The organism is Aeromonas sp. FDAARGOS 1419, assembly GCF_019047045.1.
Taxonomy (GTDB): Bacteria; Pseudomonadota; Gammaproteobacteria; order Enterobacterales; family Aeromonadaceae; genus Aeromonas; species Aeromonas veronii.
The window spans coordinates 2489058-2515812 of record NZ_CP077209.1 but is presented as its reverse complement, the minus strand read 5'-3'; the positions used below and the strand labels follow the sequence as shown (position 1 = coordinate 2515812).

Here is a 26755-nt window from a genome sequence, read left to right as displayed (position 1 = left end):
GCTCATTACTTCAGGTAGCGCTGTTCCAGATGCTGGCGCAGCCAGTGCGGGTTGAGCGCTTCACCGGTGGCACGGCGCACCAGCTCGTCGGTGCTGTGCAGGCTCCCCTGTGACCAGATGTTGCGTCCGAGCCAGCCGAAGATCTCCGGCAGGCGGCCCGCCGCGATCACCTCACCCATGCTGCCCAGCTCTTTCTCGAGGGCAAAGCGCAGCTGGGCGGCATACATGGCGCCCAGGGTGTAGCTCGGGAAGTAGCCAAACGAGCCGTCGGTCCAGTGAATATCCTGCATGCAGCCATTGCGGTAGTTGCCCTTGCTGGAGAGCCCCAGCCACTGCTGCATCTTGGCATCCCACAGCTCGGGGATGTCGGCCACCTCGATCTTCCCTTCCACCAGATCGCGCTCCAGCTCGTAGCGCAGAATAACGTGGGCCGGATAGGTCACCTCGTCCGCATCGACCCGGATAAAGCCCGGCTCGACCCGGCTGTAGAGCTTGGCCAGATTGTCCGGCGCAAACGCCGCCTGTTCGCCGAAGTGGTGACGAATGCGTGGTGCCAGCAGCGCGAGGAAGGCGGGATGATGGCCCAACTGCATCTCGCAAAACAGGCTCTGGCTCTCGTGGATCGCCATGGAGCGCGCTTCGGCCACCGGCTGACCCAGCAGATGACGCGGCAGCCCCTGCTCGTAACGGGCGTGGCCGGTCTCGTGCACTATGCCCATCAGGCTGGAGACAAACTCCTGCTCGTTATAGCGGGTGGTGATCCGCACGTCGGTCGGCACGCCGCCACAGAAGGGGTGGCTGCTCACATCGAGCCGGCCGTGGGCGAAATCAAAGCCGAGCAGTCCCATCACCTCCTGACCGAGTGCCTGCTGGGTCGGGATGGGGAAGGGGCCTTGCGGCAGCAGCAGGGCATCGCCCTTCTGCTGTTCACTCACGATCTGGATAAGAGCCGGCAGCCAGTTGGCGAGATCGCCGAAGATCTGATCGAGCCGTGCGCTGGTCATGCCCGGCTCATAGAGAGCCAGCATGGCGTCGTAGGGGCGCACGCCAAGCGCATCGGCCCGCAGTTGTGCCACTTCACGGGAGAGTTTCACCACCTCCTCGAGATTGGGAGCAAAGCCGGCCCAGTCGTTGTTCTTGCGCTGGCTGCGCCAGGCGTGCTCGCACTTGCTACCGGCGAGCGACAGCGCTTCGACCAGCTCACCGGGCAGCAGGCTGGCATCTTGCCACTGGCGCTTGATCTCGCCGAGGTTGGCCCGTTGCACTTCATCGAGCGGCTCACTCTCGGCCTTGGCAATCCAGTCGCCCAGCTCGGGAGCGGTACGCTTCTGGTGGATTAGCAGACCGAGTTCGGCCATCGCTTCGGCGCGGGCATCGTTGCCCCCTTCCGGCATCATGGCCGCCTGATCCCAGCCGCAGATGGCGGCGAGGTGGCTAAAGCGGTGGATCTGCTGCTGATGTTGTTCAAGCTTTTGATATGACATGGGATTGTCCTTGTTATCGTCCCTGATGGTATGCCGCCCCGTACCTGGCATGATCGGGGCCGTTCGATGCTAACACCGCCGCTGTATAGTTGACCACCTTCATGCTGGCGGGCAAAAGACGTGGGAGCGAAACGCGGATTAGCCGAGTCGCTTCTGGTGCCGTTCGCGGTTTTCCGCTTTTTTGCGTTCGCTTTTACGCAGCAGCACGTATAGAGCACCGCTGCCGCCGTGGCGACGCTCGGCGCTGTGGATCGCCATGACGGCGGGCAGTTGCGGCAACCAGGCGCTCACATAGCTTTTCAGCAGGGCGCGCGGGGTGCTGCGCTCCCCCTTGCCGTGCAGGATCAGCAGGCAGCGGATATCCCGGACTTCACAATCCGCAATGAACTGCACCAGCGTCTGGCGCGCTTCGTTGAGGGTTTTCTGGTGCAAGTCCAGGCTGGCCTGCAGCTCGTATTTGCCGAGCCGCAGCTTCTTGTAGACCCCCTCCTGCACCCCATCGCGCTTGAAACCGACGATTTCGTGCGGATCGCGCATCTCGATGGCCTCCATGGTGAGGTGGTCGAGGGCGAGTTGTTCGGCAGTGGCAGCCTGGCGGCGAGCGAGCTGCGCCTCGGTCGGGGCGGATTTGGCCGCATGGGGATGGATGTTGTCGCTGCGAATGGGCCGCACGTCGGCCACTTCATTCATGAATAGCGAGAGTTCGTCGTTATGAGACACGGCAGGCTCCCCATAAGAAAAAGTGGGGGTCATTATAACGGTCGCAACCGGCACAGAAAACGGGGAAAGGGGGAGGGGGATAAGGGAGGCCCAGCATCGATACCAGTGCAGCTTGGCCCGGGAATCACAGTCGCGAACCATAAAGCAGTACAGGCGGTCAGTGTGAGCTGCCGCCTGTGGTCAGAGGATTATTTTCCCTCTTTGGGCTGTTGAGAATGGGGTTGCTGTGAATGAGGCGGTTGCGAGTGCATCACCTTGTAGATGAAGTAGGCCGCGTAAGAGCTGATGAGCAAGAAGGTGCCGATAATCACCAGCATCGACATCAATCCCACGCTGTTGCCAAACATCAGGTTCAGCCAAAAGTCCATTTTATTGCTCCTGTCACCCGGTTGATGACAGGCATGATAAATACCTCTTTGCCCTGTCCGGGATGATCCTGATCAACTCCCTTGCAGGTTGTTTAATAACCAGCGCGATCTGTGATCGTTCTCACTGGACTCCTTGCGACCGAGCCTGCACAGGGCCCGGTGTGGTGAGCGGGGTAATGCGCCACCCCTGCTGCTCCAGCAACGCCAGCAACCCCTGTTCGCCGTAAAGGTGCAGGGCGCCTACCACGATAAAGCTCTCGTTGGGCAGGGTGGACCATTTCTTCAGCCAGTTGTGGTTGCGCTCGGCCAGCAGGGTCTGCTCCATCCAGCTCTGTAGCGCGGGCGGGGCCATCTCCTCCTTGAGCAGATTGATCAGCGTCGCCTCATCCCCCTGCTGCCACGCCTTCATTACGGCGGCGAAACCACTCTCCAGCATCGGTAGCTCATCCAGGGTGCTGGCGAGCATCAGGGTCTGGTTGTCACCCACGCTGGCCAGATAACCGAGCTGTTCCAGCAGGGTTTCAAAACCCACCACCGGTTTGCCCTCTTTGGCGGCCCGGGTGGCAAAGTGCTGGTCTATCCCGAGTTCACTCTTGAAGTCGGAACGGGCCATGGCGGCCTGGGTCAGGGTAATGGCGGCAAACCAGGGGCGCAGGGTGGCGAGGGTCGCCTCGTCGATGCCATAGCGGGCACCTGCCATCAGGGTGCGTTGATAGAGCTCGGCAGGCAGATGATCCTTGAGCGGCTTGCCATCCACCAGTCGGGTGAGGGAGCCGGTCTGTTGCCACTGATCCGGTGTGATGCTGTTCATGTCCACCTCCATCACCAGTGCGCGACTCTGCAGCCAAGCACGTTCCACTGGCTCGGGCAGAGGATAGAGGGCTGGTTTGCCCGCATGGATGGAGCCCAGCAGCCAGTATTGCTGGTTGCCCTTGCTCACCCGATAGAAGGCGGGATCGGCAAAGGCGTGCAGCGGTAGCAGCAGGCAGAGCAGGAAGGCAAAGAGGGTGCGATGAAATCTCATGGGGATCCTTAATATGCGCCGGGTGACTTCTCTTGCTGACAATAACTCCTATGATAAGTCCTCATTTCAGATAACCAAGAGGTTTGCCATGCCCCATCTTCGTTTTCGCGCCGTGACGCTCGATACCCTGCAACAGGTGAGCGGTCCGCTGCTGGCCGAGCTTTGCGAGCTGACCGGCGGCAAGCCGGAGTTTGTCACCATGGAGCGGGTGGAGAGTTGCTGGATACGCAACGGTGAGCCAGAGACGGGTTTTCCGTTTGTCGAGCTGCACTGGTTCGAGCGGCCACAAGAGATGCAGGACGCCGCCGCGCGCCTTATCACGCGCCATTTGAAACGGATGCTGGGGGAGCAGACCTATGTGGTGGTGCAGGTGATCCCTCTGGTCAAGAGTGCCTACTACAGCAATGGCGAGCACTATTGAAGAGAGGGACAAACCAGGTTGGCGGGACGGGTGATGCCGCTACCCGGCTAACGCCACTTGGGCGGCAGGATGCTTGTCGCCCATCACGGGATCAGGCCGATTTCGCCAGCAGTTTGTCGAGCCAGCGAGTGGGCAATACCCGTCGCAAGAAGGCAAACAGCCGGGTCGGAGTGGTCACCGGATAGCGTGCCTTGGGATGGGCGTGGGTCAGCGCATGGAGCAGCGGCGGGATGCAGGCGTCGCTCGGGAGGGTAAAGCCGCTGGTGGCCCCCTCTTTTTCCAGCCGCGTCAGGGTTTGGCGGTAGGCCGACTGATGACGGCTCTGGGCCGGATCGATGTGGCGCAAGAAGGCGCTGCGGGCATTGGCACGAAAACGGGTATCGATGGGGCCCGGTTCAATCAGGCTGATATGTACCCCGCTACCCGCCAGTTCGAGGCGCAGGGTATCGCTATAACCTTCCAGCGCAAATTTGCTGGCGTTGTAGGCGCCGCGATACTTCATGGCAACCAGTCCCAGCACCGAGCTGTTCTGCACTATCCGTCCCTCTTTGGCCTCCAGCATCGGCGGCAGCACCTGACGGATCAGATGGTGCCAGCCAAACAGGTTGGTATTGAACTGCTCCCTGAGCGCCTCGGTGGGCAGATCTTCCAGCGCCCCGGGTTGGCCATAAGCGCCGTTGTTGAACAGGCCATAGAGGCGCCCGCCTGCCAGATGGAGCGCCGCACTGGCACCCAGCTCGATGGAGGCGGGGTCCGCCAGATCCAGCTGAACTGCCAGCAATCCCTGTTGCTGCAAACGGGCCACATCTTCCGCCTTGCGCGCCGAGGCGATCACGGTAAAACCGTGCTGGCCCAGCGCCTGCGCGGCGGCGAGGCCAATTCCGCTGGAACAACCGGTGATCAGAACAAAACGGGGCATGATGGCGTCCTTGTGACTGCTGATAAAAGCGTGCGGGCTGGTGAGCGGATAAAATCCTTATCCGGCTCGCATGTTAGCCTGCCAACCGGCAAAAGAAAACCGGGCCAAGTGGCCCGGTTTGCTGACATCGTATTGCCTGATTACATGAAGGTAAGCGGCATGATGATGTGGAACTTGACGTCGTGCTCGGAGGCGAAGATGTTGGGGTAATCGGTCCAACCGCCGCCCTGGCTGATGTCGTTGTTGTAGTCGGTGTAGTGCAGTTTGAACAGGGTGCCTTTCAGCTTGCCATCCTGCACGGTATAGGTGACATCGAAGTTGGCTGCCCATTCGGTATCTTCACCGTTGGCTGCTTTCTTGCCTTGACCGGTTTCGATATCCCAACCGTAAGCACCGGATACACCGACGGACCAGCCAGGCGCACCAACCAGGTCATCCAGAGAACGGGTCACGCCGAAGAACAGCGCTTTCTCGTTGTTGGCGTTCCAGTCAGAGCGGGAGTCCCACCAAATTTCGTTGGCACCCTGGGAGTTGGCGTAGCCACGGGTCAGACGGGGCAGGTAGTTGCCTTCCGCACCTTCAGCCTTGGTCCACAGACCTTCCAGACGGAAGCCGTACGGGCCCATGCCCCAGGCAGCTGTCAGAGCTTGTTGCCATGCCAGACCGTCATAAGTCTCGATCTGGGAAGCGCCCTTGGTGTAGGTCTCGGTCTCGGAACCGTAGAACTGGTAGCTGGTGGAGAGGCCGCCCAGTACGTCAAACTTGTGAGCCAGTTTGAAGTGGTAGCTATCCATGTAGCCTTCGGACTGACCGAAAGAACCGGTCACTGCAGTGCCATTTTCGAAGGTGTAACGGGCTGCGATACCGTGGATGTAGTCGATGACGTTTTCATCAGCGAACGGATCCATCCACGCTTTGGCACGTGAGAAGACCTGAGTCTCTTTGTACCAGGGGGCCTTGTATTCGTCAGCGATGGCGTAGGTCAGGTAGAGGCCACCGAAGTTACCTTCAACTTGACCACCACGATAGGTACCCGGCTGATAAGACCAGTTAACACCGATTTGGCCAGGGACATACAGCTGGGTATAACCACCCTTGGCAGTGATGCCGCCGTCCAGGAATTTCAGCTTCATCGCTGCGTTGGAGAGGCTGAAACCACCTTCAGGGGAGCCATCTTTGGCGTTGTTGCCCCAAGAACGGCCAGCGAAGGAGAATTCGTTTTCCTGGTTGACCGGGTGATTTTCGGTAACGGCCAGGTCATAGGCACCGAAGCCGCCCAGATCCAGACCTACGGTGTCCCAGGCATAACCGGAGTTGAAGTTGAGAGCGGCTTGAACGGTGGAATGGCTCAGGTTGGACTGGTATTTGCCTTCTTTCTTGGCTGCAGTCGGGTCACCATCGATGCGCTGACGATCACGCTGGAAGTAGAACAGACCGCCGGTCAGTTTGGAGTCTTTCACGAAGGTTTCATAGGACTGGCCGTATTCCGGGCTCATCATATCCTGAGCTGCCAACGCCATACCGGGGGCGACCAGAGCGGCTACCACAGCGGCACTCAAAGCGGCGCGCTTGAAGATCACTTTTTCCATTTTTATTGCTCCTGATTTTATGGACTTAGCTTTTTTTTCCGGCAGTTGGCATCGGGCCTACCGCTCGGTATTGGCATTGCAATCAAAACCCCGAAGGGCAAAAAATCTTGTCTTGGCTACCTGCAAACCCGGATGTCTTGGCACATCTGTAGTTGGCAGTCCTGATCATCACATGTTGTTTTTTTATGTTCCGATTCTTGGCTATCGGACAACCCCAAGAGTACGTTCGCGGTGCGAAATATCAATGAAAAGTTCCCTCAACGTTTCAAAAGTATGACCGAGTGCAAATAATCATGGGCAAGGTCGTAAACAGCCTCATGGCAGGTATTACGGTGATGAGAGCGTTTTCTTGAGGCCGCAGCCAGCGCCAGTGTGGGTTTTCATCCGGTACGGGGGAAGAGATGTCAGTTAACCTGCCGATAACAGATAATTTTGTGCTACAAAAAAACTTTCCCTCTGGTCGAGGGAAAGTGATCTGGTGAGGATGCGGGGCGAATAGGGGTCAGCCTTGCTGGCCGAGGATGCGGGGGATCTGCTGCGCCTGATGGTGGATATGGGACGAGACCTGCACCGAGAGCTGACTCACCTGACGGGCATGCTGATGGATGTGGGTGATCAGATCGGCAAAACTGGCCAGCTTGTGTTCCTGACTTTTGGCGTTGTCGGCCCCCTGCAGGGCGATCACTGCGGTGTTGCGGGCGATCTCCCTCACCGCCTGGGTAGTCTGGCGCAGTTGTTCAGCCTGCGCTCGCTGGCGGCTTGATTCGCTGGTGATTCGGTTCAGTACAGTGCCAAGTTGTTCGCCGGATTGGGTCAGGCGCCCCAGAATATCGGTGATCTGGTTGAGGGATTGCTGGGTGTTAGCTGAGAGGTGGCGCACTTCATCGGCAACCACGGCAAAACCGCGTCCCTGTTCCCCTGCGCGGGCCGCTTCGATGGCGGCGTTGAGGGCCAGCAAGTTGGTCTGCTGAGCGATATGACCGATCACATCGACAATGGCCGTCACATCGGCAACCGAGCGGGTGAGGGCTTGCAGCGCCTCATCGCTCTCGTCAATCGCCAGTCCGGTCTGATGAGTGGCGTGCAGCATGCTCCCCACCAGATCTTCGCTCTGGCTCATCGCCTGTTCGTTATGGTGGGCATGCTGGGCGATGTCGGCGGCAACCTGATGGACCTCTCCGGCCAGCTGGTTCAGCTCATCCATCATCTGGCCGCTCTCGTCGACCACCTGTTCGGTGGTGCGGGTGCTGTGGTGGATCTCGTCAACCTGACTGACCATCCCTTGCAGACTGAGGGATACCGCTGACAGCTGCCCCTCTTTTTGTTGTTGGTCCAGTTGCAGACGACAGATCAGCCGATTGTAGCTGGCAACAATATCGGCCAGCTCGTTGCGATCGCGCCCGGTAGGCAACGGCTCGGCCTGCCCTGTCTGATCGAGCTGCATAAAGGCTCCGCGCAGTCGCAACAAGGGGGCGAGCAGCCAGCGTCGTTGCACCAGCGCAAACAGCAGGGCGACTATCACCAGACAGAGCGCCAGCGTGCCGAGGATGGTGGCCAGCTCCTGATTGACGGCTTGCCGCTCGTGGGCAAGTTGTTCCCCCATCTGTCTGGTCGCTTGCAACATGGCCATGATGTCTTGCTGCACGGTCTGGCGGCCAGCCTGTTGCTGTTGCAGCGCCGTGCGGCTGTTGGCCAGCTCCTGCGGATAGCGGCCCAGCAGCGAGCGTAATTCGCTGCGCGGTTGATCTCCCAGCTCCTTGCGTACCGGCTCCCCTAGGGTGAACTCATCGGCGGGCGCCTCTTCATACAGGCCGAGCAGCGGCAAGGCTTGCAGCGCTTGCGCCTGTTTTTGCAGTGCCTCCAGCTCAAAGCGGATCCCTTCGAGCAGCTTTTCATTGCCCTGCTCCATATAGCTTTGGCGCAAATGGGCGAGGCGCGGCAGGCCAGCCAGGATCTCGGCCGCACCGCGGCGATATTGCTGTGCTGCGGCAGATTGTTCTGTGCTGGCGCCTTGCTCCCCATAGCGGATCAGCGCCATGGCTTGGCTGCCCAGCTCACTCTCCGCATTTTGCAGCAGCAGCTGGCTGTTGCCCGAGAGCTTGCCTGCGGCCTGATAGTCGTGCGCGATGCGCTGCGCCATCTGTTCGAGTTGCTGTCTGAGCGGGGCCGCCACGGCATCATCCTGAGCGGCCAGTGAGGAGAGTGCTTGCTGGCGGATCTTCTCCGCAGCGGTCAGTTGCTGTGGATCGCCGCTGTTGAGGTAGTCACGCAGGCTGTTTTGCAGGGTCACCGTCACCAGTTGTTGCAGCGTCTCGTGCTGATGCTGGGCCTGATTGGTGCGGGCAAGCTGTTGCCAGCCGTGGTAGAGGGCCAGCGCCTGTCCTCCCGCAACCAGTAACAAAACAAGGGAGGATAGGGTGGCGTAATGGGCGATTTTCACGGGGTAATTCCTGTCAGCACAGACCATGGGGGAGCGTGGCCAGAGCCTAAACAGGGATGATGGCGTTTTTATGACAGCACGGTCAGGTAGCCCTATCTTGCCGGCTTAACTGGCTCGGGATACCTGAGCGCTGTTGCGTTGGCCCAACATACCGAGCAGGGCGCCCCCCATGATAAGTGCACCGGCCAGCAGATGGCGCGAGGTTAGCTCCTCTCCGTTCAATGTTACTAACAGCAAAGTACTCAGCAGAGGGGTCAGGTAGGCAAGGGCTCCGATCCGGCGTGGATCGCCGTCTCGCAGTGCCAGATACCAGGTAACGAAGGCCGCCCCCATCGGGCCCAGCGCCAGCCAGATGATCAGCCACCAGTCACTGGTGGGGAGCTGCGTGAGCGGCAGGGGCCCCTCCAGCAGACGAGCGAGCAGCAGCGCCAGCAAACCTGCGGGCAGACAGGCTGCCGCAGTGACCACGGCGGGGGCCGGCGGCAGACGGCGTGATAATACCGAGTAGGCTCCCCAGACGACTGCCGCGCCCAGTGCCAGCAGGTATCCCGGCAGATAGGCCTGCTGCAGTTGCAGCTCACCGTTGACCATCACCAGCATGGAGCCTGCCAGACCAAAGGCGCCAGCCAGCAGATGACGGGCATGGAGTGGATGGCCGGGCAACAACAGCGGGGTGAACAGAATGATGCAGAGCGGCCAGAGGTAGTTGATGAGGTTGGCCTCCAGCACCGGGGCATGGCGAAAACTCATAAAGAGCAGCAGATGGTAGAGCAGCAATGCCGTAACCGTCACCAGCCAGGTAATGGGGCGAGCGCGCCATTGGCGCCAAAACGGCAAGGCCCCGACCCCGCAGAAAAACAGCACCAGCCCGACCAGCACCAGTGGTGACACGCTGGTGACCCGTGACGTCAGCGCCGCCAGCGAGGCCCACAGCACAATGGTCAGCAAGGCAAAACCGGTGGATCTATCCCACCAGGAACATCCGGACATCCAACACTCCTTTGCAAGATGAAGCTGCTGGCTTGGGCGCAGGTCCCAGCCAAAGAGAGTCAGTCTATCAGAGAGAGAGCGAGCCCGGGATGCTGAGGGTGATAACAGATGAGAGGAGGCGGGATTGACCACCATCAAAAACGACCAAGGGGTTGGCACCATGATGATGCCAACCCCTTGTTTTGTATGGCGCTCCCGACTGGAGTCGAACCAGTGGCCTGTCCCTTAGGAGGGGACCGCTCTATCCTACTGAGCTACGGGAGCCTTGTGGCGGGCATTATACAAGAAGCAACTCCCTTTTAAACCCTTGATTCCTATTCCAATACTGCCAAATCCCCGTTCTGGATGTTGAATGGTGAATATTTGTTCTGGCTGCGAATGATGGCGCCGTCGTCGAACACCTGCACCACTTCGAACAGGCCGTCGGCCGGGTTGCGCATCATGCGGGACTTGCCGTAGGGGTCTATGAAGTCGGCGTTGTGCTGGATCCGGAACTGGTCGCCGAGCTTGACGCCATTGCGCCGCCCCAGATTGATGTAGGGGCCGCGTTCGTTCTGGCCGACTACCCGGGCGGTGACCGGGGCACAGGTGAGCTGGGCCACCAGATCCTGAGCGGCCTGCTGCAGCTGGTAGTTGACCTCTTGGCCGTAGCTCGACTGCCAGAACTGGCCGCTGTTGCTGCCCACCTGATCCCGTTTGCCGAAGGTCCAGGTGGCGCGCCCTTCATAGACCTTACGGTTGATCAGGCTGCCGTTGATGCCGTCGAACAGGTAGAGCTGCATGCGAAAATTGCGGACGGGATCCTGATACCAGCTGGTCAGCTGGTTGCCCTGCGGTTCGATGGAGAGATCGTCGATGCTGCCGAGCACCAGATACTGGCTGTCGGTACGCAGGCTGAGCGCCTTGATCTCTTCGAGGGCACTGCGATCCCCCTGTTGCAGATGCAGCGGATCGATGCGCAGGTTTTCATCCAGCCACTGGCGCACCGCGACCCCTTGCGGCGCGTTGGCGAGGGTTTCGAACAGCCGGCGTGAGAGGTTTTCCGGCATGTCGTCCATGGCGCCGTAGCTAGCTTGGTCCGGATAGCGCATCCGCAGCCTCACCAGTGTCAAATCCTTGGCGAAGTGCTGGGTCTGGCAGATCTGGCGCTCGGCCTGAATGTCGGCCACCAGGGTGATGTACATGCGGCCGTTGCGCACCTCTTCCCGCTTGAGGCGGTACTGGCGAATGTCACCGCCGGAGCGGATCTGGATCTGCTCGGATCGCAGGCTGCCATTTTCCAGACGCTGCACGCTGGAAACGGCCGCGCCGCTGGCCAGCAGCGCCTGACGCAGGGCGTCGCGGGTCGCCTGCTCGCGGGCATAGACCTCATCGCCCCCCAGAATGGCGGCGCTGCCCTGCGCTTCGATAAGCTCGGCTCGGGCGCTCAGGCTGGCCAGCAGCAGGGTCAACAGCAGCGGTAATTTCATAGCAGATACCTTGAGTTGGCGGGCAGCCGAGCCATTTTGAGGAAATGGCGCCTGCTGGCCGACATGGATCACAACACGTTCCAAGTGGCAGCGCACGTTGGCGCTGACGATGTCCATTAAAAAGCAAGAATCATGCCTCATTCCCGGCTCAAGCTTTGTCCGGCGCGTCCGATAATAAGTCAGGTGCAGATACAGGAAAGGTATCCATGAACAAACTCATCACGGCGTTGGCGCTCGCCCTGGCATTAACCGGGTGCGGCTCCGACCCTATCAATCGGGATCAGGGTGACCCCCGCCAGGCGGCGCAGGGGATGGAGCTCAACTGGCTGGTGGCGCGTATGACCGACCAGCTGATGGAGCGCAAATCGCTGACCACCCTGACCGAACCCATCGCGGTGGCCTCTTTCGTCGATCTCGATACCCTGCAGGATACCAACTGGATGGGGCAGCAGATTGAGGAGAGCTTTATCTACGAGCTCAACCGCCGCGGCGAGGTGGTGGTGGACTTCAAGCTGACCGGCAGCATCAAGGTGACGCCGCAGGGGGACTTCGTGCTGAGCCGCAACTACAAGGAGCTCTCTTCCCGTTTGCCGATCTCCCGCATTCTGGTCGGCACCTTCAGCCGCAATAGCAAGGGGATCCTGGTCAATGCCCGCGTTATCGACATGCGCACCAAGATGGTGGAGACCACGGCCCAGAGCCTGATCCCGCAAAAATATCTGTTCGGTGCCAACAATTCGTTTGGTCGGGCATCGATCAATCGCGGTTATCTGATGCGTGACAGTCAGGCCCGGCCGGGTGGTCATCTGGTCAACCTGACCCCGTGAGGAGCGAGTCATGAAGATGTTGTTTGGTTGCCTGTTGGCACTCTTGCTCACCGGTTGCAGCGGCAACCGGGTGGTGGATTACACCCAGGGTGGCAAACCCGATGATTTTCCGGTGCTCAAGGCGGTGGGCTATGCGGTGATCGACATCCAGCCCGGTCCCTCCCAGTCGGAGAAGATGCTGCAAGCCATTCGCGCTTCCAAGATGGATGCTTATCGCGAGCTGGCCGAGCAGCTCAATGGTCAGCAGGTGCGCGGCCAGAGCAGCTACCGCGACCTGACCCAGACCTCCAATTCGCTCGATGTGTCGGTCGCCGGTGTGGTGCGTGGTGCCCGGGTGGTTGCCTCTTATCCGCGCGGCAATACCTATGCCACCGAGATGGAGCTCGATACCCGTGCCCTCTACAACATCAACCAGCTGATGGCCGGTCAGTTCTGAGTTGATGGGCTTGCCGTGAAAACCGGCATCAAAACAAAAGGCGAGCAGGGTGCTCGCCTTTTGTCGTTGTGGTCTGGTTAGCTCCCCATCAGCACCGGCGGCACTGCGGTGGGTTTCACATCCTCGCTCGGGTAGCAACCAAGCACCTTGATATAGCGGGTGATCTTGGTCAGCTCCACCAGTGCGGCCTGCATCGCCGGGGTCTGCAGGTTGGCGGAGACATCCAGATAGAACATCTCTTCCCACGGGTTGCCCTGCACCGGACGGGATTCGAGCTTGGTCATATTGATCTCGTGGTTGCGCAGCACCAGCAGCGCCTCAACCAGCGAACCCGGTTTCTGTGAGGTGGACATGATGAGGGTGGTTTTGGCCGGGATCTGCGGTGCCACGTCGATGGGCTTGCGCGCCACCACGATGAAGCGGCTGTAGTTCTCTTTCTGGTTGGCGAGCTGCTCGGCCAGTACGTCCAGACCATAGAGTTCACCGCCGGCGGCGCTGCCGATGGCCGCGGCCTCCGCGCTCGCCAGCTCTTTCACCTTCATCATGGCGCTGGAGGAGGAGTCGCAGATCTCGTGGCGCGCCCCTTCCAGCTTGCTCAGATAGTGGGAGCACTGCTGGAACACCTGCGGGTGGGCATAGAAGGTCTTGATGCGGCCAAGCTCGGTCGGCACGGCGGTGAGAATGCAGTGCTCGATGGGATAGGTCAGCTCGCCAACGATGGAGAGGCTGGTGTGCTGCATCACGTCATAGACTTCGTTGATGGAGCCCGAGCTGGTGTTCTCGATGGGCAGTACGCCAAAGGCGGCGCGACCCGACTCCACCGCATCCAGCACTTCGCGGAAGTTCTGGCAGTTCACCTCGATCACCTGATCCTTGTAGCGCGCCAGATATTTGCGGGCGGCCAGGCTGGAGTAAGAACCGCGCGGTCCCAGATAGGCGACGCTGGTCATCGGCTCCTGCTGCTCCGGGTTGAGCAGGCTCTGCAGATAGGCCTGCTGGGAGAGCACCGAGTCCTCGATGATGGTGTGGTAGATGCGGGTGATGTACTGGGCATCCAGCCCCAGCACGCGGCCTTGCTGGATCAGGGCGACCAGCAGCTCCTGCTCGCGCTGGTGGTCACGGATGGGGCGCGGGTTGGCTTGCTTGGCTCGGGCTACCTCGATGCTGAGGGTCTTGCGTTTTGCCAGCAGGGCAAGCAGCTCCTGATCCAACCGGGTGATGTCTTGTCTGATCTCGTCGAGCGTTGCCATGATGGTTCCCTATCCAATTAATCGATTGATATTGATGCAAAAAAAAGCCTCCGCTAGGGGAGGCTTGATTCGTCTTTGCTTTCTGTTCACACGACGACAGGCCTTCCCTCAAGCGGGCCGGATAAACGAGAAAGCAAAGAAGAATGGTGCGTGCATAGGTGTGTCCTTGAAGTAACGTCATAACCATTAAGGGATTTGCCGGTCTGATGCAAGTAAAACTTGCCCGCGGGCGGGGATGGGGGCAGGGTATCCGGTTAAGAAAATGGCATATGAGCGATGTTCTATTGACTCTGTTTTTATGACTGAAACCCAGTGGGGGAGGTAAAGACGATGGCGATTATTTTCGATCTGGGACGGGTGGTTGTGAGCTGGGATCCGGTAGGCATAGTGCGTTCCGTGCGTGGCCCGCAAGGAGCCGAACAGTTGGCCGAGCAGCTATTTAACCACCCGGATTGGCTGGAGGTAGACAGAGGCACCATGTCGCTCCACACCATGGCCCGGGAAGCGCAAGCGCGCACCGGCCTCTCGGCGGCACAGAATCTGGCCATTTTACAGGCCGTTCCGGCCTCTCTGCTGCCAGATCCCGCTATGCTAACCCTGATAGCCGAGCTGCACGGGGCGGGGCACACTCTTTATGCCCTCTCCAACATGGGTCATGCCAGTATCGACTGGTTGGAGCAGCATCAGGATTTCTGGCGCTTCTTTAGCGGCAAGGTGGTCTCGGCGCGGGTACGGATGATGAAGCCGGAGCCGGATATCTACCGCTATCTGCTGGTGTCGTTCGATCTGAAACCGGCAGAGTGCCTCTTCATCGATGACAGTCCCGCTAACATCGCGGCCGCCGAGGCCCTCGGTATCAGGGGGATCGTCTTTACCGACGCGGCGAGTTGCCGCCAGCAACTGGGTGAGCTGGGCTGTTTGCCCGCCACCGGCAAGGGGTGATGCCCCTCTAGGAGCACTATGGAGCATGGCCGGTTTCGCAATTGGCTCAGTCACTATCCCGAGGCGACCCTGATCATCGCCTGCAAGGATGGCAGCGGTTATCAGCTCTGTGTTGAGGCAGAAGGGGAGTGCCTCTGCCTGACCGACAGTGAGGGAGGGCGCCTGACCTTCACCTCGCTGGATCAGGCGCAGGGTTTCTTGCGAGCCCATCGGGTGCACCAAGCAAGATTACGAATTTATGACGCCCAAAATGAAGATTTAGCAGCAGAATCACAGGAAATAATCATCAAGTTTTAATTTTAACCAGACTCTTTAAGGGTCTATTCAGTTTGTTTGCCGCACAATACTGCACCTGTTCATCATCCGGAGCTGTTTAATGGGTGCCAATGTAGTTGTACTGAATCAGGGATATGATCACTCTTTTCAAGCCAGGGAACAGCTGCTGATTGAGCGACTGGCAAGTTTTGACGAGCTGGTTGTCTCTTTTTCGGGACGGTTGGAATCCTGCTACAGCATCGAGCTGTGCCGCGCTGCCGGTGTGAAAATCCACGCAATTACCCTCGATAATCCGACCCGCAGTCGCAGCGAAGTGGCCCGAGCCCGCCGTTATTGCCAGCGTTATGGCATCGATCACTGGGTCATCAAGAGTGACGAGATCGTCTTTTGCGATCGCCTGCCAAATATTGAAGGGCTGATCGACCCGGTTCGCCGTATTGGTGAGTATGTGCAGACTCGTCCGGAATGGACTCATCTGCCGTTGCTGGTTCCGGCAGCGGTGGAGGAGCGTGATGATTATCTTGCCCAGTTCGGGTCTCTGCCTGCCAACTCAATCTGGTTTTTTGCCGACAACGGATTGATGCGTCGCGATTATCGTTACGGCTTCAACAAGCGTCAGCTCGGTCGTTGGGGCAAAGGGAGCAACGGTTGCCTCAGCAATCGCTTCACCAATCCACGGCAGCTTGAGCAGCGTTATCTGCGAATGGTGGATCAGGCAGAGCAGATGCTGGCCGACATGGGGCTGGACGAGGCACAGGTCTTTTTCCATACCCTGTGCGACTGCTCCACCACCCTGGCCCGGGTGCGTCTGCCAGAGCATCAGCGTGCGCAGGCCTTTGATATGCAATCGGATATTTTGTCTGCCCTCAAGGGGAGCAAGTTCGATCTGGTGACCCTGGATATGGCTCAGAAAGAGCGGCACGATCTCGCCATCTAGCCTGCGGGCAAGCGATGCGGGTGCCAGAACGTGAGTGCTGTCATAGGCAAGGGGCGACGGGACTGTTTATACTGTCGCCCTTTCACCCGTTACCGAGCTTCGCCCTATGAAACCCTTCTCCCGTCTGCTGATTGCCCTGTGCCTCTCCCCCGTATTGGCGCAGGCTGCCCCTCTTTCTCAGGTGACGCTGCCCGATGGCCGGCAGGTTCAGCTCAACGACGACTTCACCTGGGAGTATCTGGTGGTCAAACCGGCCGAGCCTGTGCAGGGCGTGGCTGCCGATGGGAAGGCTGGGGCCGTGGTGGCCGTCGCGGCCCCGGTGTTGACCGATCAGGCCAAGGCCAATCCGGACCTGCTTGCCCAGATGGCGCGTGACGGTGTGGTGGTCAAGCTGGACAAGAGCGAGGGATCTGACCCGCTGGTGCTGACCTTTATGGTGAGCAATACCGGTACCCGCAATGTAGTCGGGGTGCGTGGCATGGTGACCCTGTTCAGTGCTGACGGGGTGCAGCTGAGCCGTCATGAGGCCCGCTTCTGGGTTGCCGAGAACCGCCTGCCGGAGACCTATCTGCGCAAGGGGCAAGCCCGTCCGTCGCTGGCCCTCGAGATCCCCCGTCCTGCCGGATTGACCGGTCAACCACTGGTGCGGGTTGAAATTGACGAGGTGGTCTTTCGCTGATTTGGCGTTGTTCCGGCCCATGCAAACCGTGTGGGCCGGCAACTTGTTGCCGCTGACACCCCCTGCAATATCTGCTTACATCTGACATGGTTCTGCAACAGCTTGCAGCTCGGCAAGCCGGGAACCTGATCGCACAATGACTCCATACCAGCTCGCTAGCAACGGGCCCAATCACATGGAGTTATCATCATGAAAAAAGCAACTGTCTCTCTTCTGGTTCTGGCCGGGTTTGCCTCTACTTCCGTCATGGCGCAGGATGCCTTCAGCTATGCCAAGGGCGCGGCTACCTGGGCGCACACCAAATCCGACTATCTCAACGGTACCTTCAGCAATGACAGCAAAGGAACCCGTGATTTTGGCGGTCTGAGCCTGGATCTCTCCAAGAGCTTCGGCTCCAATTTCTATGGTCGCGGCAGCACTGAATACACCTCTCGCAGCAACGGCAACGACAGCATGTCGATCTCCAGCATCGGTGTCGGTGTATTTACCCCGCTGAGCACGGGTCTGAACCTCTACGGTGAAACCGGTTTGACCGGCTACATGCTGGAGCGTGAACTTGCCAGCGATATCGCTAACAAAGGGTGGGATGCTGTTGCTCGCAAAGATAGCGGCAGCATGTACGGTGAAGTGGGTCTGCGCTATGACATCGGTAATGTCGAGCTCTCCACTGCCTACCGCTACGCCAACATGACCGATGATATGCACGACTTCAAGGTGGGCGGTGCCTACAAGCTCAACCAGAACTGGGCACTGACAGCCGATTACACCTATCGCAACTGGGATCTGCAAAAAGGTTCCATCTCCAGCCTGGGTGTGAAGTACAGCTTCTAATTTTCCTTCCCGTAGTCCGTAGTGTCTTGTTTTTTACCCATGGCGTTCGCCATGGGTTTTTTCTTTTTCCGGTGATCCCTTTTTTCTCCTTGTGTCGTATCAGTCGCAAATAGTTATACAACTTTCATTTTTTTGTATAACTGCTATAACTGAATCAATGCTTATACAAGGAGCGTCATCATGTACAAGATTAAAGTCGGTATCAGTGCCTGCCTGCTGGGACAAGAGGTACGTTTCGATGGGGGCCACAAGCGCTCCAGCTTCTGCGAACGGGATCTTGGCGCTCACTTTGACTATCACCCCGTCTGTCCCGAGATGGCCATTGGTCTAGGGGCGCCTCGCGCCGCCATCCGGCTGGTCAAGCGCAACGGCGAGATCCGTGCCGAGGCGAGCAACGGTAGTTTCGATGTCACCGAAAAGCTGATTGCCTTCAGCGAGCAGAAGGCACGCCAGCTCGACTTCATCTCCGGTTATATCCTCTGTGCCAAATCACCCAGCTGCGGTATGGAGCGGGTCAAGGTCTATGGCGCCAACAACGAGGGGAGCGCCAAGGAGGGGATCGGCCTCTTTGCCAAGGCGTTGATGGAGGCCAACCCCCTGCTGCCGGTGGAAGAGGATGGTCGGCTCTGTGATCCCATCCTGCGGGAGAACTTCGTGCTGAGGGTCTTCGCCTACCACGACTGGCAGCAGCTCTGTGCGCGTGGTATCACTGCCTCTGCGCTGATCCGCTTCCACTCCCGCTACAAGTATCTGGTGCTCTCCCATGCCACCACCCACTACAGGGCGCTCGGCAAGCTGCTCGGCAATCTGGGCAAGTCCACCAATTTGCAGGAGGTGGCCGACAACTACATCAAGGGATTGATGACGGCGCTGACCCTGCGGGCCAACCGTCGCAGCCACACCAATGTGCTGATGCACCTGCAGGGCTACTTCAAGCGGGTGCTGACCCCGGCCCAGAAGCAGGAGCTTGCCGATACCATCGACAAGTACCGCACCGGTATCTTCCCCTTGCTGGTGCCGCTCACCCTGATCCGTCACTACCTGCGCGAGTACCCCAACCCCTATCTCGCCGAGCAGGTTTATCTCAATCCCCACCCCGATACGCTCAAGCTGCGTTACGGGCTCTGAATCCGTTCTGTTGCCCCGGCGCATGGTTTGCGCCGGGGGGCTTTACCCCTCTGTTTGATGGACGTTGTCATGTCTGATTTACCGCAAGAAGTTGCTCCTCTGGCTGATGAGGGGATCTACCCCATTCGCGAGGTCTCCCGCCTCACCGGCGTCAACGCCGTGACCCTGCGCGCCTGGCAGCGTCGCTACGGTCTGGTGCAGCCGGCCCGTACCGAAAAGGGCCACCGCCTCTACAGCGAGCAGGATATTCGCCATATCGGCGAGATCCTGAGCTGGCTGGAGCGGGGGGTGAGTATCGGGCAGGTGAAGGGGCTCTTGAGCGAACCCCATTCCGAGCCGGTGAGCGATCACTGGCAGCAGACTCTGGAGCAGTTCAGTCAGGCGCTGCTTGCCTTCAACCAGCGCAAGGCGGAGTCCGAGCTCAACGATCTGCTGGCGAGCTACCCGTTCGAGCTGGTGCGCCGCCGGATACTGCAACCGCTGGTGGAGCGGTTGCTGGGGCTGTGGCGCGAGCGGCCCGATGGCGAGCTGCTGCAACAGGTGTGGCTGGGCTGGCTCCATACCCGCTTCGCCCGCCACCTGATCGAGCAGGAGAAGGGCGTGCCGATCACCTTGGTGAGCTGGGGACAGGTTGGCCCCCTCGATCTGGTCTGGGCCGCCTACGAGTTGATCGGTCAGGGTTATGAGGTGCAACTGCTGGGGGCGGTCGAGCCGCGCCATGCCAGCTTGCTGGAGGGGCGTGCCGTTACCCCCTGGCTGGTATTGCTGGGAGCCGGTCTTGGCAAACAGGAGCTGGCCGCCGGGTGGCCCGCAGGCACGCGCCTGTTTGGCGAACTGGGTCGTCTCTACGACGATGAGTGGCTGAAAGCACACGGTTGGCAGGCGAGCCTTGCCGAGCTGATGGCGGATGCCCCAGATGCTGCTGGCACCAGCGGACGCGGGAGGAAAAAATCATGAAGCTGGTCTGGTTTCGCCACGATCTGCGTCTTGCTGACAACCCCGCGCTGCGGCATGCCTGCGCCGGTGATGAACCGGTCGCCGCGCTCTTTATCATCTCCCCCACCCAGTGGCGGCAGCACAAAATGGCCCCCATCCGTCAGCGCTTTATGTTGGCGCAGGTGAATGAATTGGGCCGCGAGCTGGCGGCGCTCGGCATCCCGCTTCATCTGCTGCGAGTGGAGACCTTTGCCGAGGTGCCAGCAGCGCTGGCAGATCTTTGCCGCGAGCTGGGCGTAACCCAGCTCTACGCCAATCAAGCCATCGAGATCGATGAGCTGCGTCGTGACCACACCGTCACTGCCGCACTGGCAGAGCAGGCGGTGAGCTGTCACTGGTTCAACGGCTGCTGCGTGTTGCCGCCGGGGCGTGTGCTGACCGGGTCGGGGGAGATGTTCAAAGTCTTCACCCCCTTCAGCCGTGCCTGGCTCAAGGCTCTCGACGAGGATGGTTTTGTCATTCATCGCGCCCCAGCGCCCCGTGGCGAGCCGTTGCCGTGGCAGCCGCTGGTCGAACGTGCGTGGGTTGATGAGGCGCTCGGCGAGCTGACGCCTGATCCCCGCTGGCCAGTGGGGGAGGTGGAAGCTCTGCGTCGTTTGAACATTTTTCTGGAGCAGGCAGTGCTCGACTATGGCGAGACCCGGGATTTTCCTGCCATCGCAGGCACGTCCGTGCTCTCCCCCTATCTGGCGGCGGGCATCATCAGCCCGCGTCAGTGCGTGGCGGCGCTCCAGCAGCGGCTGGGCTATCGACCCCAGTCGAAAGCCCAGCCCGGCTTTGTCTGGCTCAATGAGCTCATCTGGCGCGAGTTCTATCGCCACCTGCTGGTACTGATCCCGACCCTCTCCATGAATCGCCCCTTCAAGCCTGAGACGGCGGACTTGCCGTGGAGTTGGGATCCGGATGCCTTCGCCGCCTGGTGCGAGGGACGAACCGGCTACCCCATCGTCGATGCGGCGATGCGCTGTCTCAACGCCACCGGCTGGATGCACAACCGGCTGCGGATGATAGTAGCGAGTTTTCTCACCAAGGATCTCCATATCCACTGGCGGCTTGGGGAGGATTACTTCATGAGTCGGTTGATCGACGGCGATCTGGCGGCCAACAACGGCGGCTGGCAGTGGGCGGCGGGTACCGGCGCCGATGCGGCGCCCTATTTTCGGGTGTTCAACCCCACCACTCAGGGGCAACGATTTGATCCACAAGGGGAGTTTATCCGTACCTGGGTAACTGAACTGGCCGATATTCCTGCCGCTTATGTGCATCAGCCCCACGACTGGCTGCGACTCAAGGGGCGACAGGATTATCCGGCTCCCATGGTGGATCACGCCGTTGCCCGGGTGAGAGCCATCGAGATGTTTCGCTCTCTGGAGAAATAGGATGAACGAGCCGCTGGCCCGCTTTATTGGCCTCTATCAGCAATTGGACAAACAGCAGTTGCACCGCTTGCCCGAGGTCTATGCCGAACAGGTGCTCTTTACCGATCCGGCCCACCGTATCGAGGGGCTGGCGGCCCTTGGCGACTATTTTGCCGCTCTCTATCAGCGCCTCGCCTACTGTCGCTTCGTCATCACCAGTCAGCAGCTGCAAGGGCAGCAGGCCTGGCTCGGCTGGACCATGACCTTCTCTCACCCCAGATTGCGTGGTGGTGAGCCGGTGACGGTGGAGGGGGCCACCCGCCTCGAATTCGACGAGGCGGGCAAGGTGTGCCAGCACCGGGACTATTTTGACCTGGGCGCCATGCTCTACGAGCAGTTGCCGCTGCTCGGGCCAGTGGTGCGCACTATCAAGATGAGGCTGGGCGCATGAGCGGCCGGGTGCTTATTACAGGCGCGACCTCCGGCATCGGTCGTCAACTGGCGCTGGATTACCGGCGGGCAGGCTGGCAGGTGTGGGGTTGTGGCCGCGATGGCGAACGGCTGCAGGCGCTGGGGCTGGATGGCGTCACGCCGCTGCAATTTGATGCCCGGGATCTGGCCGCTATGAACGGGGTGGCTGCTACGCTGCCATTCCTCGATCTGCTGATCCTCAACGCAGGCAACTGCGAGTACATGGATGTCGGCGATGGGTTTGACAGCAAGCTGTTTGCCCGTGTCATCGACACCAATCTGACCGCTACCGGCCATGCTTTGGCCGCCTTCTTGCCGTTGCTCGGGGCTGGGTCACGGCTGGCCATCGTCAGCTCGTCGGTGAGCTGGCTGCCGCTGCCACGAGCCGAGGCCTATGGCGCCTCCAAGGCGGCCCTCGACTATCTGGCGGATACCTTGCGCCTCGATTTGGCCAGCAAAGGGATCGGGGTGACCCTGGTCCGCCCCGGCTTTGTCCAGACGCCGCTCACTGCCAAAAATGATTTTCCCATGCCCTGTCTGGTGACGGTGGAAGAGGCCTCCCGTGCCATCATGGACGGGCTGACCGCTGGTCGTAACCAGATCCACTTTCCCCGCCGTTTCATCTGGTTGCTGCGCCTGCTTGGTGCGCTGCCGGTGGGGCTCTGGCTGCGCCTTGGCCGCGCACTCGTATCGAAAGGAAGCCATTCATGAAGAAAAAGATCGCTATCGTCGGTTCAGGGATCTCGGGGCTCACCGCCGGTTTTCTGCTCCACAAACTCCATGACATAACCCTGTTCGAGGCGGCGCCGACTCTGGGGGGGCACACAGCGACCGTCGATGTGAATCAGGCTGGCCGCAGCTATGCCATCGACACCGGCTTTATCGTCTTCAACGATCGTACCTACCCCAACTTCTTGAAGTTACTGGCACGGATCGGCATGGCGCGGCAACCGGCCGAGATGAGCTTCTCGGTGAAGAGCCCGGAGGGGCTGGAGTATAACGGCCACAACCTCGACACCCTGTTTGCCCAGCGCAGCAATCTGTTGAGTCCCCGTTTCTACGGCTTTGTCGCCGAGATCCTGCGATTCAACCGGGAGGCGCGGGCCTGGCTGGCGGATGGGCAACATCAGGGGGCTGGCCCCGAGCTGACCCTGGGGGATTTTTTGCTGGCGGGGGAGTTTAGCGACTACTTCGCCCGCCACTACATCTTGCCGATGGGGGCGGCAATCTGGTCATCGACCCTGGCCGATATGCGCGCCTTCCCCCTTGGCTTCTTCCTGCGCTTTTTTGCCAACCACGGTCTGCTCGATGTGGCCAATCGCCCCCAGTGGTACGTGATCCCGGGTGGCTCGCGGGAATATATCGGCCCCCTTACCGCGGGTTGGCAGTCGCAGATCCGCCTCGCCTGTCCGGTGCAGAGCGTACGGCGGGACGCGGATGGCGTGGTGATCCAGAGCAGTTACGGCGAGGAGCGGTTTGACGAGGTGATTTTCGCCTGCCACAGCGATCAGGCGCTGGCGCTGCTGGCGGATCCCGGCGAGCGGGAGCAGGCCATCCTCGGCGACATGCCCTATCAGGCCAACGATGTCTGGCTCCATACCGATGCTCGCTGCCTGCCCACCCGCCGCAAGGCATGGGCCAGCTGGAACTATCAGCTCGATGGCAACGATGAGGCGCGGCCACTGGTGAGCTACAACATGAACATCCTGCAGGGGGTGAACTCGCCGGAGCCCTTCTGCGTCAGCCTCAACCCCAAGGGCAAGGTGGATGAGAGCAAGGTACTGCGCCGCTTCGTCTACCACCATCCAGTGTTCAATCAGGCCTCCATCGCCGCCCAGCAGCGGCGTGCGGAGATCTGCGGCCAACAGCACACCCACTTCTGCGGCGCCTACTGGTACAACGGCTTCCATGAGGATGGGGTGCGCAGCGCGCTGGATGTCGCCAGGCGCTTCGGAGCCGAGCTATGAACGGCGCCACCGTGGCCACGGAACATGAGGGTGCCGACGAACTGGCTGGCGTCACCAGCGCCATCTGGCAGGGCTCGGTACGCCACCGCCGTTTCGCTCCGCGGGCTCACGCCTTCTCCTACAGCCTTTTTATGCTGGGACTGGATCTCGACGAGCTGCCGCAGCTCGATCAGGGGCGCTGGTTCGGAGTTGAGCGTTCGGGGCTGCTCTCGTTTCACCGCCATGACTATCTCAAGGGGAGTGAGGGGAGCCTCAAGCAGGCGGTGTGGCAGAAGGTGGGCGAACTGGGTGGAGATGCCGAGCCCGAGGGGCGGGTACTGCTTCTCGGCAATGTGCGCTGTCTGGGGTTCTACTTCAGCCCGGTCAACTTCTACTTCTGCTACCGGCAGGGCGAGGCGCGCTATCTGCTGGCAGAGGTGTCGAACACCCCCTGGAACGAGCGTCACTACTACCTGCTGGATTTGGCGGCGCTGGCACCCCATGACAAGGATTTTCACGTCTCCCCCTTTATGGGGCTGGCGATGCGTTATCACTGGCGGATCAGGCCGCCCGCACAGGAGACACTGATCCATATCGAGAGTCATCCCGTATCCGGTGAAGCCAAGCTGTTTGACGCAACCCTGGCGCTCACTCGCGAACCCTTGTCGCGCAAGGGGCTGGTGGCCCTGCTGGCACGCTGGCCCTGGATGACCATGAAGGTGCTGCTCGGGATCTACTGGCAGGCCCTGCGTCTATTTATCAAACGAACCCCGATATTTACCCATCCGGAGAGCCGCTAATGGAACTTGCTCAATCAACCCTCTCTGCCTCTTTCATCGACAAGGGGGCAAGACAACTGCTGCTCAATCTGCTGGGTCGCCTCGAACATGGCCAGCTGCTGCTGCGGGATGGCGGTGAGCGCCACAGCTTTGGCGTCGCGGGCACCGATCTGCATGCCGAACTGGTGGTGCAGGATCCTGCCTTCTATCGTCGCCTGTTGCTGGGGGGCAGCATTGCCGCTGGGGAAACCTGGGTGGAGGGGCTCTGGACCAGCCCGGATCCGGTGGCGCTGGTGCGGCTGCTGGCCCGCAACCTGACCCTGCTCGACTCCCTCGAGCGGCGCCTTGGCTGGCTCAGTTTCCCCTTCAACAAGGTGCGCCACTGGCTCAACCGCAATACCCTGACCGGTTCGCGCTCCAACATCGCCGCCCACTACGATCTCGGCAATACCCTCTATCAGGGGTTTCTCGACAGCCATATGCAGTACTCGAGCGCCATCTATCCGAGCGCCGAGGCCACTTTGGAAGAGGGGCAGCAGGCCAAGCTGCGCACCATCTGCGAGCGGCTGGAGCTGGGGCCTGACGATCATCTGCTGGAGATCGGCACCGGCTGGGGCGGCCTCGCTGTCTATGCCGCCCGCCACTATGGCTGCCGGGTGACCACTACTACCATCTCCCGGGCCCAGCATGACTATGCCAAGGAGTGGATTGCGCGGGAGGGGCTGGGGGATCGCATCACCTTGCTGCTGGAAGATTACCGCAAGCTGGAGGGGACCTATGACAAGCTGGTCTCCATCGAGATGATCGAGGCGGTGGGTCACGCCTTCCTGCCCGACTATTTCCGCCAGCTGTCGCGGCTGCTCAAGCCCGGTGGCCGCCTGCTGATTCAGGCCATCACCATCGCCGATCAGCGCCATGCCCAGTATCTGCGCGGGGTTGATTTCATCCAGCGCTATATCTTCCCCGGTGGCTGCCTGCCGAGCGTCACCCAGATGGCGGGGCTGCTGGCGCGGGAGACCGACATGCAGCTGGTGCGGCTGCATGATCACGGCCATCACTATGCCCGCACCCTGGCTCACTGGTGCGAGCGGTTTCTGGCGTTGGCGCCCGAGCTGCCCAAGCTCGGTTACAGCCAGGATTTCATCCGGTTGTGGCACTTCTACTTTGCCTATTGCGAAGGGGGATTCTGGGAGCGCAGCATCAGTCTGGTGCAGCTGGAGGCCGCCAAGCCGGGGCCCGCTGGCTGGTCGGGTGATGTGCCAGTAAGCGGTCACTGACCATGTGGCAGTGGGCTCACCTGCTGGGGTTCAACCTCTACTGGTTGCTGGCGGTGAAGTGGCAGCAGCCGGGCCCGCTGCTGGCAATGTTGCTGCTGCACTTTATCTTCTCACCCAGCCGCCTGCGTGACTGGCTGCTGCTCCCCATCGCGGTTGCTGGCTGTCTGCTGGATGTCCTGCTCTGGCAGCTCGGCCTGTTCAGGTTCCCGTCCGGTTTTCCCCTCTGGCTGGTGCTGCTCTGGCTCGGTTTTGCCCTGACGCTGGCCCACGGTATGCGCTGGCTGCTGCGCTTGCCTCGCTGGCAGCAGGCGCTGTTTGGCGTATTTGGCGGTGCTTCCTCCTATGTGGCGGCGGCCGCCATGGGGGCAGTAAACTTACCCTGGGGCATCTGGATCAGCACGGCGCTGCTGGCAGTGATCTGGATGTGGTGGTTACCCGTACTCCTGTGGGTAATGGTCAAGCTGGAGGGTGAGTCATGACAAACACCTTTTCGACCGACTCGTTGCTTTTTTCCAAATGGACCAAAGAGGGCCAGCATGAGCTCGCGGATCGCTTCTATCTGGTGGTTGCCTGCCAGCGGGATGCGCAAGGTCGGCTGGTGCAGGTGGTGATGCAGGATATCAACACCCTGCAGGAACAGGAGATGGACTGGCATGAACTGGAAGACCCCAACCACTGGCATATGGGGTGGAATTAACCCGCTGCTTTTGGCGTTTACGCTCTTGGCTGCAACCGCTGTGCAGGCTTCTGCCGCCCCCTGGCAGCAGCTGCGCCCGGTCGGGCAGGGGGAGATGAACTGGCTCTGGTTCAAGCTCTACGATGCCACCCTCTACAGTGCGAACGGGCGCTATCAGCCCGGTCACTATCCACAGGCACTGACCCTCACCTATGCCAGATCCATCGAGCGGCAAGATCTGCTGAGCGCCACCGCCGCCGAGTGGCAGCGGCTCGGTCTTGGCACTGAGGTCGAGCGTCAGCGCTGGCTCGGCCAGCTCGCTGCACTCTGGCCCGATGTGCAGGCAGGCGACAAGCTCACCTTCTATGTCGACAAGGGCGGGGCAGGCCACTTCTGGTGGCAGGAGAAGTCCCTCGGGACTCTGGCCGATCCGCAATTCTCGGCCGCTTTTCTCGCCATCTGGCTGGCTGACAACAGCCGCGATCCCGCCCTGACCCGCCGCCTGCGTGGCCAACCCTGAAC

29 protein-coding genes, 1 tRNA gene and 1 other annotated feature are annotated in these 26755 nt (G+C 60.4%); of the genes, 19 read left to right on the top strand and 11 right to left on the bottom strand.

Annotated elements, in window-relative coordinates:
• Positions 1-5: 5 nt before the first annotated feature.
• The 4 genes from I6L49_RS11190 to I6L49_RS11175 all read right to left on the bottom strand — a co-directional run bounded on the left by I6L49_RS11190 (position 6) and on the right by I6L49_RS11175 (position 3596).
• Positions 6-1484, bottom strand: coding sequence for a carboxypeptidase M32 (locus I6L49_RS11190; RefSeq protein WP_216949556.1), 1479 nt, complete (start codon positions 1482-1484; stop codon positions 6-8).
• Positions 1485-1622: 138 nt separating this feature from the next.
• Entirely contained in the window at positions 1623-2204 is a 582-nt protein-coding gene (smrA, locus tag I6L49_RS11185) for a DNA endonuclease SmrA (RefSeq protein WP_005338734.1), read from the bottom strand.
• A gap of 188 nt (positions 2205-2392) precedes the next feature.
• The gene (locus I6L49_RS11180; RefSeq protein WP_216949555.1) at positions 2393-2572 is read right to left on the bottom strand and encodes a DUF3149 domain-containing protein; all 180 of its coding nucleotides are present in this window, start codon (positions 2570-2572) and stop codon (positions 2393-2395) included.
• A 121-nt stretch (positions 2573-2693) separates the two neighbouring features.
• The gene (locus I6L49_RS11175) at positions 2694-3596 is read right to left on the bottom strand and encodes a TraB/GumN family protein (RefSeq protein WP_216949554.1); all 903 of its coding nucleotides are present in this window, start codon (positions 3594-3596) and stop codon (positions 2694-2696) included.
• Positions 3597-3684: 88 nt separating this feature from the next.
• On the opposite strand from I6L49_RS11175, the gene I6L49_RS11170 reads away from it, so the two are divergent.
• Positions 3685-4017, top strand: coding sequence for a DUF1904 family protein (locus I6L49_RS11170; RefSeq protein WP_216949553.1), 333 nt, complete (start codon positions 3685-3687; stop codon positions 4015-4017).
• Between the two features lie 91 nt (positions 4018-4108).
• Here the strand turns inward: I6L49_RS11170 and I6L49_RS11165 are convergent, their stop codons facing one another.
• From I6L49_RS11165 to I6L49_RS11140, 6 genes are all read right to left on the bottom strand, one after another.
• Positions 4109-4936: an SDR family oxidoreductase gene (locus tag I6L49_RS11165; RefSeq protein ID WP_139428083.1), complete on the bottom strand. Its 828-nt coding sequence runs from the start codon at positions 4934-4936 to the stop codon at positions 4109-4111.
• Positions 4937-5076: 140 nt separating this feature from the next.
• Positions 5077-6525 carry an OprD family outer membrane porin gene (locus tag I6L49_RS11160; RefSeq protein WP_005338723.1) on the bottom strand — a complete coding sequence of 483 codons (1449 nt, stop codon included), beginning with the start codon at positions 6523-6525 and terminating at the stop codon, positions 5077-5079.
• Between the two features lie 502 nt (positions 6526-7027).
• The gene (locus I6L49_RS11155) at positions 7028-8965 is read right to left on the bottom strand and encodes a methyl-accepting chemotaxis protein (RefSeq protein ID WP_216949552.1); all 1938 of its coding nucleotides are present in this window, start codon (positions 8963-8965) and stop codon (positions 7028-7030) included.
• Positions 8966-9070: 105 nt separating this feature from the next.
• Positions 9071-9955 (bottom strand): DMT family transporter, encoded by an 885-nt coding sequence (locus tag I6L49_RS11150; protein ID WP_216949551.1) that lies wholly within the window; start codon positions 9953-9955, stop codon positions 9071-9073.
• Between the two features lie 187 nt (positions 9956-10142).
• Positions 10143-10219 (bottom strand) — tRNA-Arg (locus tag I6L49_RS11145).
• Positions 10220-10269: 50 nt separating this feature from the next.
• Positions 10270-11424 carry a flagellar assembly protein FlgT gene (locus tag I6L49_RS11140; protein ID WP_216949550.1) on the bottom strand — a complete coding sequence of 385 codons (1155 nt, stop codon included), beginning with the start codon at positions 11422-11424 and terminating at the stop codon, positions 10270-10272.
• Positions 11425-11630: 206 nt separating this feature from the next.
• Between I6L49_RS11140 and I6L49_RS11135 the strand changes: the two genes are divergently transcribed.
• Both I6L49_RS11135 and I6L49_RS11130 read left to right on the top strand, forming a co-directional pair.
• Complete coding sequence (locus I6L49_RS11135) at positions 11631-12251, top strand: FlgO family outer membrane protein (RefSeq protein ID WP_005338718.1); 621 nt, start codon at positions 11631-11633, stop codon at positions 12249-12251.
• 10 nt (positions 12252-12261) lie between these two features.
• The gene (locus tag I6L49_RS11130) at positions 12262-12687 is read left to right on the top strand and encodes an LPP20 family lipoprotein (protein WP_100654365.1); all 426 of its coding nucleotides are present in this window, start codon (positions 12262-12264) and stop codon (positions 12685-12687) included.
• A gap of 77 nt (positions 12688-12764) precedes the next feature.
• Here the strand turns inward: I6L49_RS11130 and pheA are convergent, their stop codons facing one another.
• Entirely contained in the window at positions 12765-13937 is a 1173-nt protein-coding gene (pheA, locus tag I6L49_RS11125) for a prephenate dehydratase (protein ID WP_216949549.1), read from the bottom strand.
• A gap of 38 nt (positions 13938-13975) precedes the next feature.
• Positions 13976-14097 (bottom strand) — a sequence feature (Phe leader region).
• A 170-nt stretch (positions 14098-14267) separates the two neighbouring features.
• Between pheA and I6L49_RS11120 the strand changes: the two genes are divergently transcribed.
• The 16 genes from I6L49_RS11120 to I6L49_RS11045 all read left to right on the top strand — a co-directional run bounded on the left by I6L49_RS11120 (position 14268) and on the right by I6L49_RS11045 (position 26753).
• Entirely contained in the window at positions 14268-14879 is a 612-nt protein-coding gene (locus I6L49_RS11120; protein WP_058058235.1) for an HAD family phosphatase, read from the top strand.
• Between the two features lie 18 nt (positions 14880-14897).
• On the top strand, positions 14898-15176 hold the full coding sequence (locus I6L49_RS11115; protein ID WP_005338699.1) for a DUF6482 family protein: 279 nt from the start codon (positions 14898-14900) through the stop codon (positions 15174-15176).
• A gap of 79 nt (positions 15177-15255) precedes the next feature.
• Positions 15256-16092 carry a hypothetical protein gene (locus tag I6L49_RS11110; RefSeq protein ID WP_042080710.1) on the top strand — a complete coding sequence of 279 codons (837 nt, stop codon included), beginning with the start codon at positions 15256-15258 and terminating at the stop codon, positions 16090-16092.
• A 106-nt stretch (positions 16093-16198) separates the two neighbouring features.
• Positions 16199-16771, top strand: a complete 573-nt coding sequence (locus tag I6L49_RS11105; RefSeq protein ID WP_216949548.1) for a DUF3157 family protein — start codon at positions 16199-16201, stop codon at positions 16769-16771.
• A 189-nt stretch (positions 16772-16960) separates the two neighbouring features.
• Positions 16961-17602: an autotransporter gene (locus tag I6L49_RS11100; RefSeq protein WP_005338693.1), complete on the top strand. Its 642-nt coding sequence runs from the start codon at positions 16961-16963 to the stop codon at positions 17600-17602.
• Between the two features lie 180 nt (positions 17603-17782).
• The gene (locus I6L49_RS11095) at positions 17783-18730 is read left to right on the top strand and encodes a DUF523 and DUF1722 domain-containing protein (protein WP_005343644.1); all 948 of its coding nucleotides are present in this window, start codon (positions 17783-17785) and stop codon (positions 18728-18730) included.
• 69 nt (positions 18731-18799) lie between these two features.
• Positions 18800-19687 (top strand): MerR family transcriptional regulator, encoded by an 888-nt coding sequence (locus I6L49_RS11090; RefSeq protein WP_216949547.1) that lies wholly within the window; start codon positions 18800-18802, stop codon positions 19685-19687.
• Complete coding sequence (phrB, locus tag I6L49_RS11085) at positions 19684-21105, top strand: deoxyribodipyrimidine photo-lyase (RefSeq protein WP_216949546.1); 1422 nt, start codon at positions 19684-19686, stop codon at positions 21103-21105. The genes I6L49_RS11090 and phrB overlap by 4 nt, the downstream gene beginning before the upstream one ends.
• 1 nt (position 21106) lies before the next feature.
• Positions 21107-21535, top strand: coding sequence for a nuclear transport factor 2 family protein (locus I6L49_RS11080; RefSeq protein ID WP_216949545.1), 429 nt, complete (start codon positions 21107-21109; stop codon positions 21533-21535).
• Complete coding sequence (locus I6L49_RS11075) at positions 21532-22266, top strand: SDR family NAD(P)-dependent oxidoreductase (RefSeq protein WP_216949544.1); 735 nt, start codon at positions 21532-21534, stop codon at positions 22264-22266. The genes I6L49_RS11080 and I6L49_RS11075 overlap by 4 nt, the downstream gene beginning before the upstream one ends.
• Positions 22263-23522, top strand: coding sequence for an NAD(P)/FAD-dependent oxidoreductase (locus I6L49_RS11070; protein WP_107682467.1), 1260 nt, complete (start codon positions 22263-22265; stop codon positions 23520-23522). Before I6L49_RS11075 ends, I6L49_RS11070 begins: the two co-directional genes overlap by 4 nt.
• Complete coding sequence (locus tag I6L49_RS11065; protein ID WP_158112034.1) at positions 23519-24301, top strand: DUF1365 domain-containing protein; 783 nt, start codon at positions 23519-23521, stop codon at positions 24299-24301. The genes I6L49_RS11070 and I6L49_RS11065 overlap by 4 nt, the downstream gene beginning before the upstream one ends.
• A complete protein-coding gene (locus I6L49_RS11060) occupies positions 24301-25557 on the top strand; it encodes a cyclopropane-fatty-acyl-phospholipid synthase family protein (RefSeq protein WP_216949543.1) in 1257 nt (418 codons plus the stop codon). The genes I6L49_RS11065 and I6L49_RS11060 overlap by 1 nt, the downstream gene beginning before the upstream one ends.
• Positions 25558-25559: 2 nt before the next feature.
• Complete coding sequence (locus I6L49_RS11055) at positions 25560-26036, top strand: DUF2878 domain-containing protein (protein WP_216949542.1); 477 nt, start codon at positions 25560-25562, stop codon at positions 26034-26036.
• Positions 26033-26254: a TIGR02450 family Trp-rich protein gene (locus tag I6L49_RS11050; RefSeq protein ID WP_216949541.1), complete on the top strand. Its 222-nt coding sequence runs from the start codon at positions 26033-26035 to the stop codon at positions 26252-26254. Before I6L49_RS11055 ends, I6L49_RS11050 begins: the two co-directional genes overlap by 4 nt.
• Positions 26211-26753, top strand: coding sequence for a chalcone isomerase family protein (locus I6L49_RS11045; RefSeq protein WP_216949540.1), 543 nt, complete (start codon positions 26211-26213; stop codon positions 26751-26753). Before I6L49_RS11050 ends, I6L49_RS11045 begins: the two co-directional genes overlap by 44 nt.
• Positions 26754-26755: the final 2 nt, after the last annotated feature.

Bases quoted from the DNA above. Each gene is read 5' to 3' on its own strand.
- I6L49_RS11190 (WP_216949556.1), bottom strand. From the start codon at position 1,484: ATGTCATATCAAAAGCTTGAACAACATCAGCAGCAGATCCACCGCTTT.
- I6L49_RS11180 (WP_216949555.1), bottom strand. From the start codon at position 2,572: ATGGACTTTTGGCTGAACCTGATGTTTGGCAACAGCGTGGGATTGATG.
- I6L49_RS11175 (WP_216949554.1), bottom strand. From the start codon at position 3,596: ATGAGATTTCATCGCACCCTCTTTGCCTTCCTGCTCTGCCTGCTGCTA.
- I6L49_RS11170 (WP_216949553.1), top strand. From the start codon at position 3,685: ATGCCCCATCTTCGTTTTCGCGCCGTGACGCTCGATACCCTGCAACAG.
- I6L49_RS11165 (WP_139428083.1), bottom strand. From the start codon at position 4,936: ATGCCCCGTTTTGTTCTGATCACCGGTTGTTCCAGCGGAATTGGCCTC.
- I6L49_RS11160 (WP_005338723.1), bottom strand. From the start codon at position 6,525: ATGGAAAAAGTGATCTTCAAGCGCGCCGCTTTGAGTGCCGCTGTGGTA.
- I6L49_RS11150 (WP_216949551.1), bottom strand. From the start codon at position 9,955: ATGTCCGGATGTTCCTGGTGGGATAGATCCACCGGTTTTGCCTTGCTG.
- I6L49_RS11140 (WP_216949550.1), bottom strand. From the start codon at position 11,424: ATGAAATTACCGCTGCTGTTGACCCTGCTGCTGGCCAGCCTGAGCGCC.
- I6L49_RS11135 (WP_005338718.1), top strand. From the start codon at position 11,631: ATGAACAAACTCATCACGGCGTTGGCGCTCGCCCTGGCATTAACCGGG.
- I6L49_RS11130 (WP_100654365.1), top strand. From the start codon at position 12,262: ATGAAGATGTTGTTTGGTTGCCTGTTGGCACTCTTGCTCACCGGTTGC.
- pheA (WP_216949549.1), bottom strand. From the start codon at position 13,937: ATGGCAACGCTCGACGAGATCAGACAAGACATCACCCGGTTGGATCAG.
- I6L49_RS11120 (WP_058058235.1), top strand. From the start codon at position 14,268: ATGGCGATTATTTTCGATCTGGGACGGGTGGTTGTGAGCTGGGATCCG.
- I6L49_RS11115 (WP_005338699.1), top strand. From the start codon at position 14,898: ATGGAGCATGGCCGGTTTCGCAATTGGCTCAGTCACTATCCCGAGGCG.
- I6L49_RS11110 (WP_042080710.1), top strand. From the start codon at position 15,256: ATGGGTGCCAATGTAGTTGTACTGAATCAGGGATATGATCACTCTTTT.
- I6L49_RS11105 (WP_216949548.1), top strand. From the start codon at position 16,199: ATGAAACCCTTCTCCCGTCTGCTGATTGCCCTGTGCCTCTCCCCCGTA.
- I6L49_RS11100 (WP_005338693.1), top strand. From the start codon at position 16,961: ATGAAAAAAGCAACTGTCTCTCTTCTGGTTCTGGCCGGGTTTGCCTCT.
- I6L49_RS11095 (WP_005343644.1), top strand. From the start codon at position 17,783: ATGTACAAGATTAAAGTCGGTATCAGTGCCTGCCTGCTGGGACAAGAG.
- I6L49_RS11090 (WP_216949547.1), top strand. From the start codon at position 18,800: ATGTCTGATTTACCGCAAGAAGTTGCTCCTCTGGCTGATGAGGGGATC.
- phrB (WP_216949546.1), top strand. From the start codon at position 19,684: ATGAAGCTGGTCTGGTTTCGCCACGATCTGCGTCTTGCTGACAACCCC.
- I6L49_RS11080 (WP_216949545.1), top strand. From the start codon at position 21,107: ATGAACGAGCCGCTGGCCCGCTTTATTGGCCTCTATCAGCAATTGGAC.
- I6L49_RS11075 (WP_216949544.1), top strand. From the start codon at position 21,532: ATGAGCGGCCGGGTGCTTATTACAGGCGCGACCTCCGGCATCGGTCGT.
- I6L49_RS11070 (WP_107682467.1), top strand. From the start codon at position 22,263: ATGAAGAAAAAGATCGCTATCGTCGGTTCAGGGATCTCGGGGCTCACC.
- I6L49_RS11065 (WP_158112034.1), top strand. From the start codon at position 23,519: ATGAACGGCGCCACCGTGGCCACGGAACATGAGGGTGCCGACGAACTG.
- I6L49_RS11060 (WP_216949543.1), top strand. From the start codon at position 24,301: ATGGAACTTGCTCAATCAACCCTCTCTGCCTCTTTCATCGACAAGGGG.
- I6L49_RS11055 (WP_216949542.1), top strand. From the start codon at position 25,560: ATGTGGCAGTGGGCTCACCTGCTGGGGTTCAACCTCTACTGGTTGCTG.
- I6L49_RS11050 (WP_216949541.1), top strand. From the start codon at position 26,033: ATGACAAACACCTTTTCGACCGACTCGTTGCTTTTTTCCAAATGGACC.
- I6L49_RS11045 (WP_216949540.1), top strand. From the start codon at position 26,211: ATGAACTGGAAGACCCCAACCACTGGCATATGGGGTGGAATTAACCCG.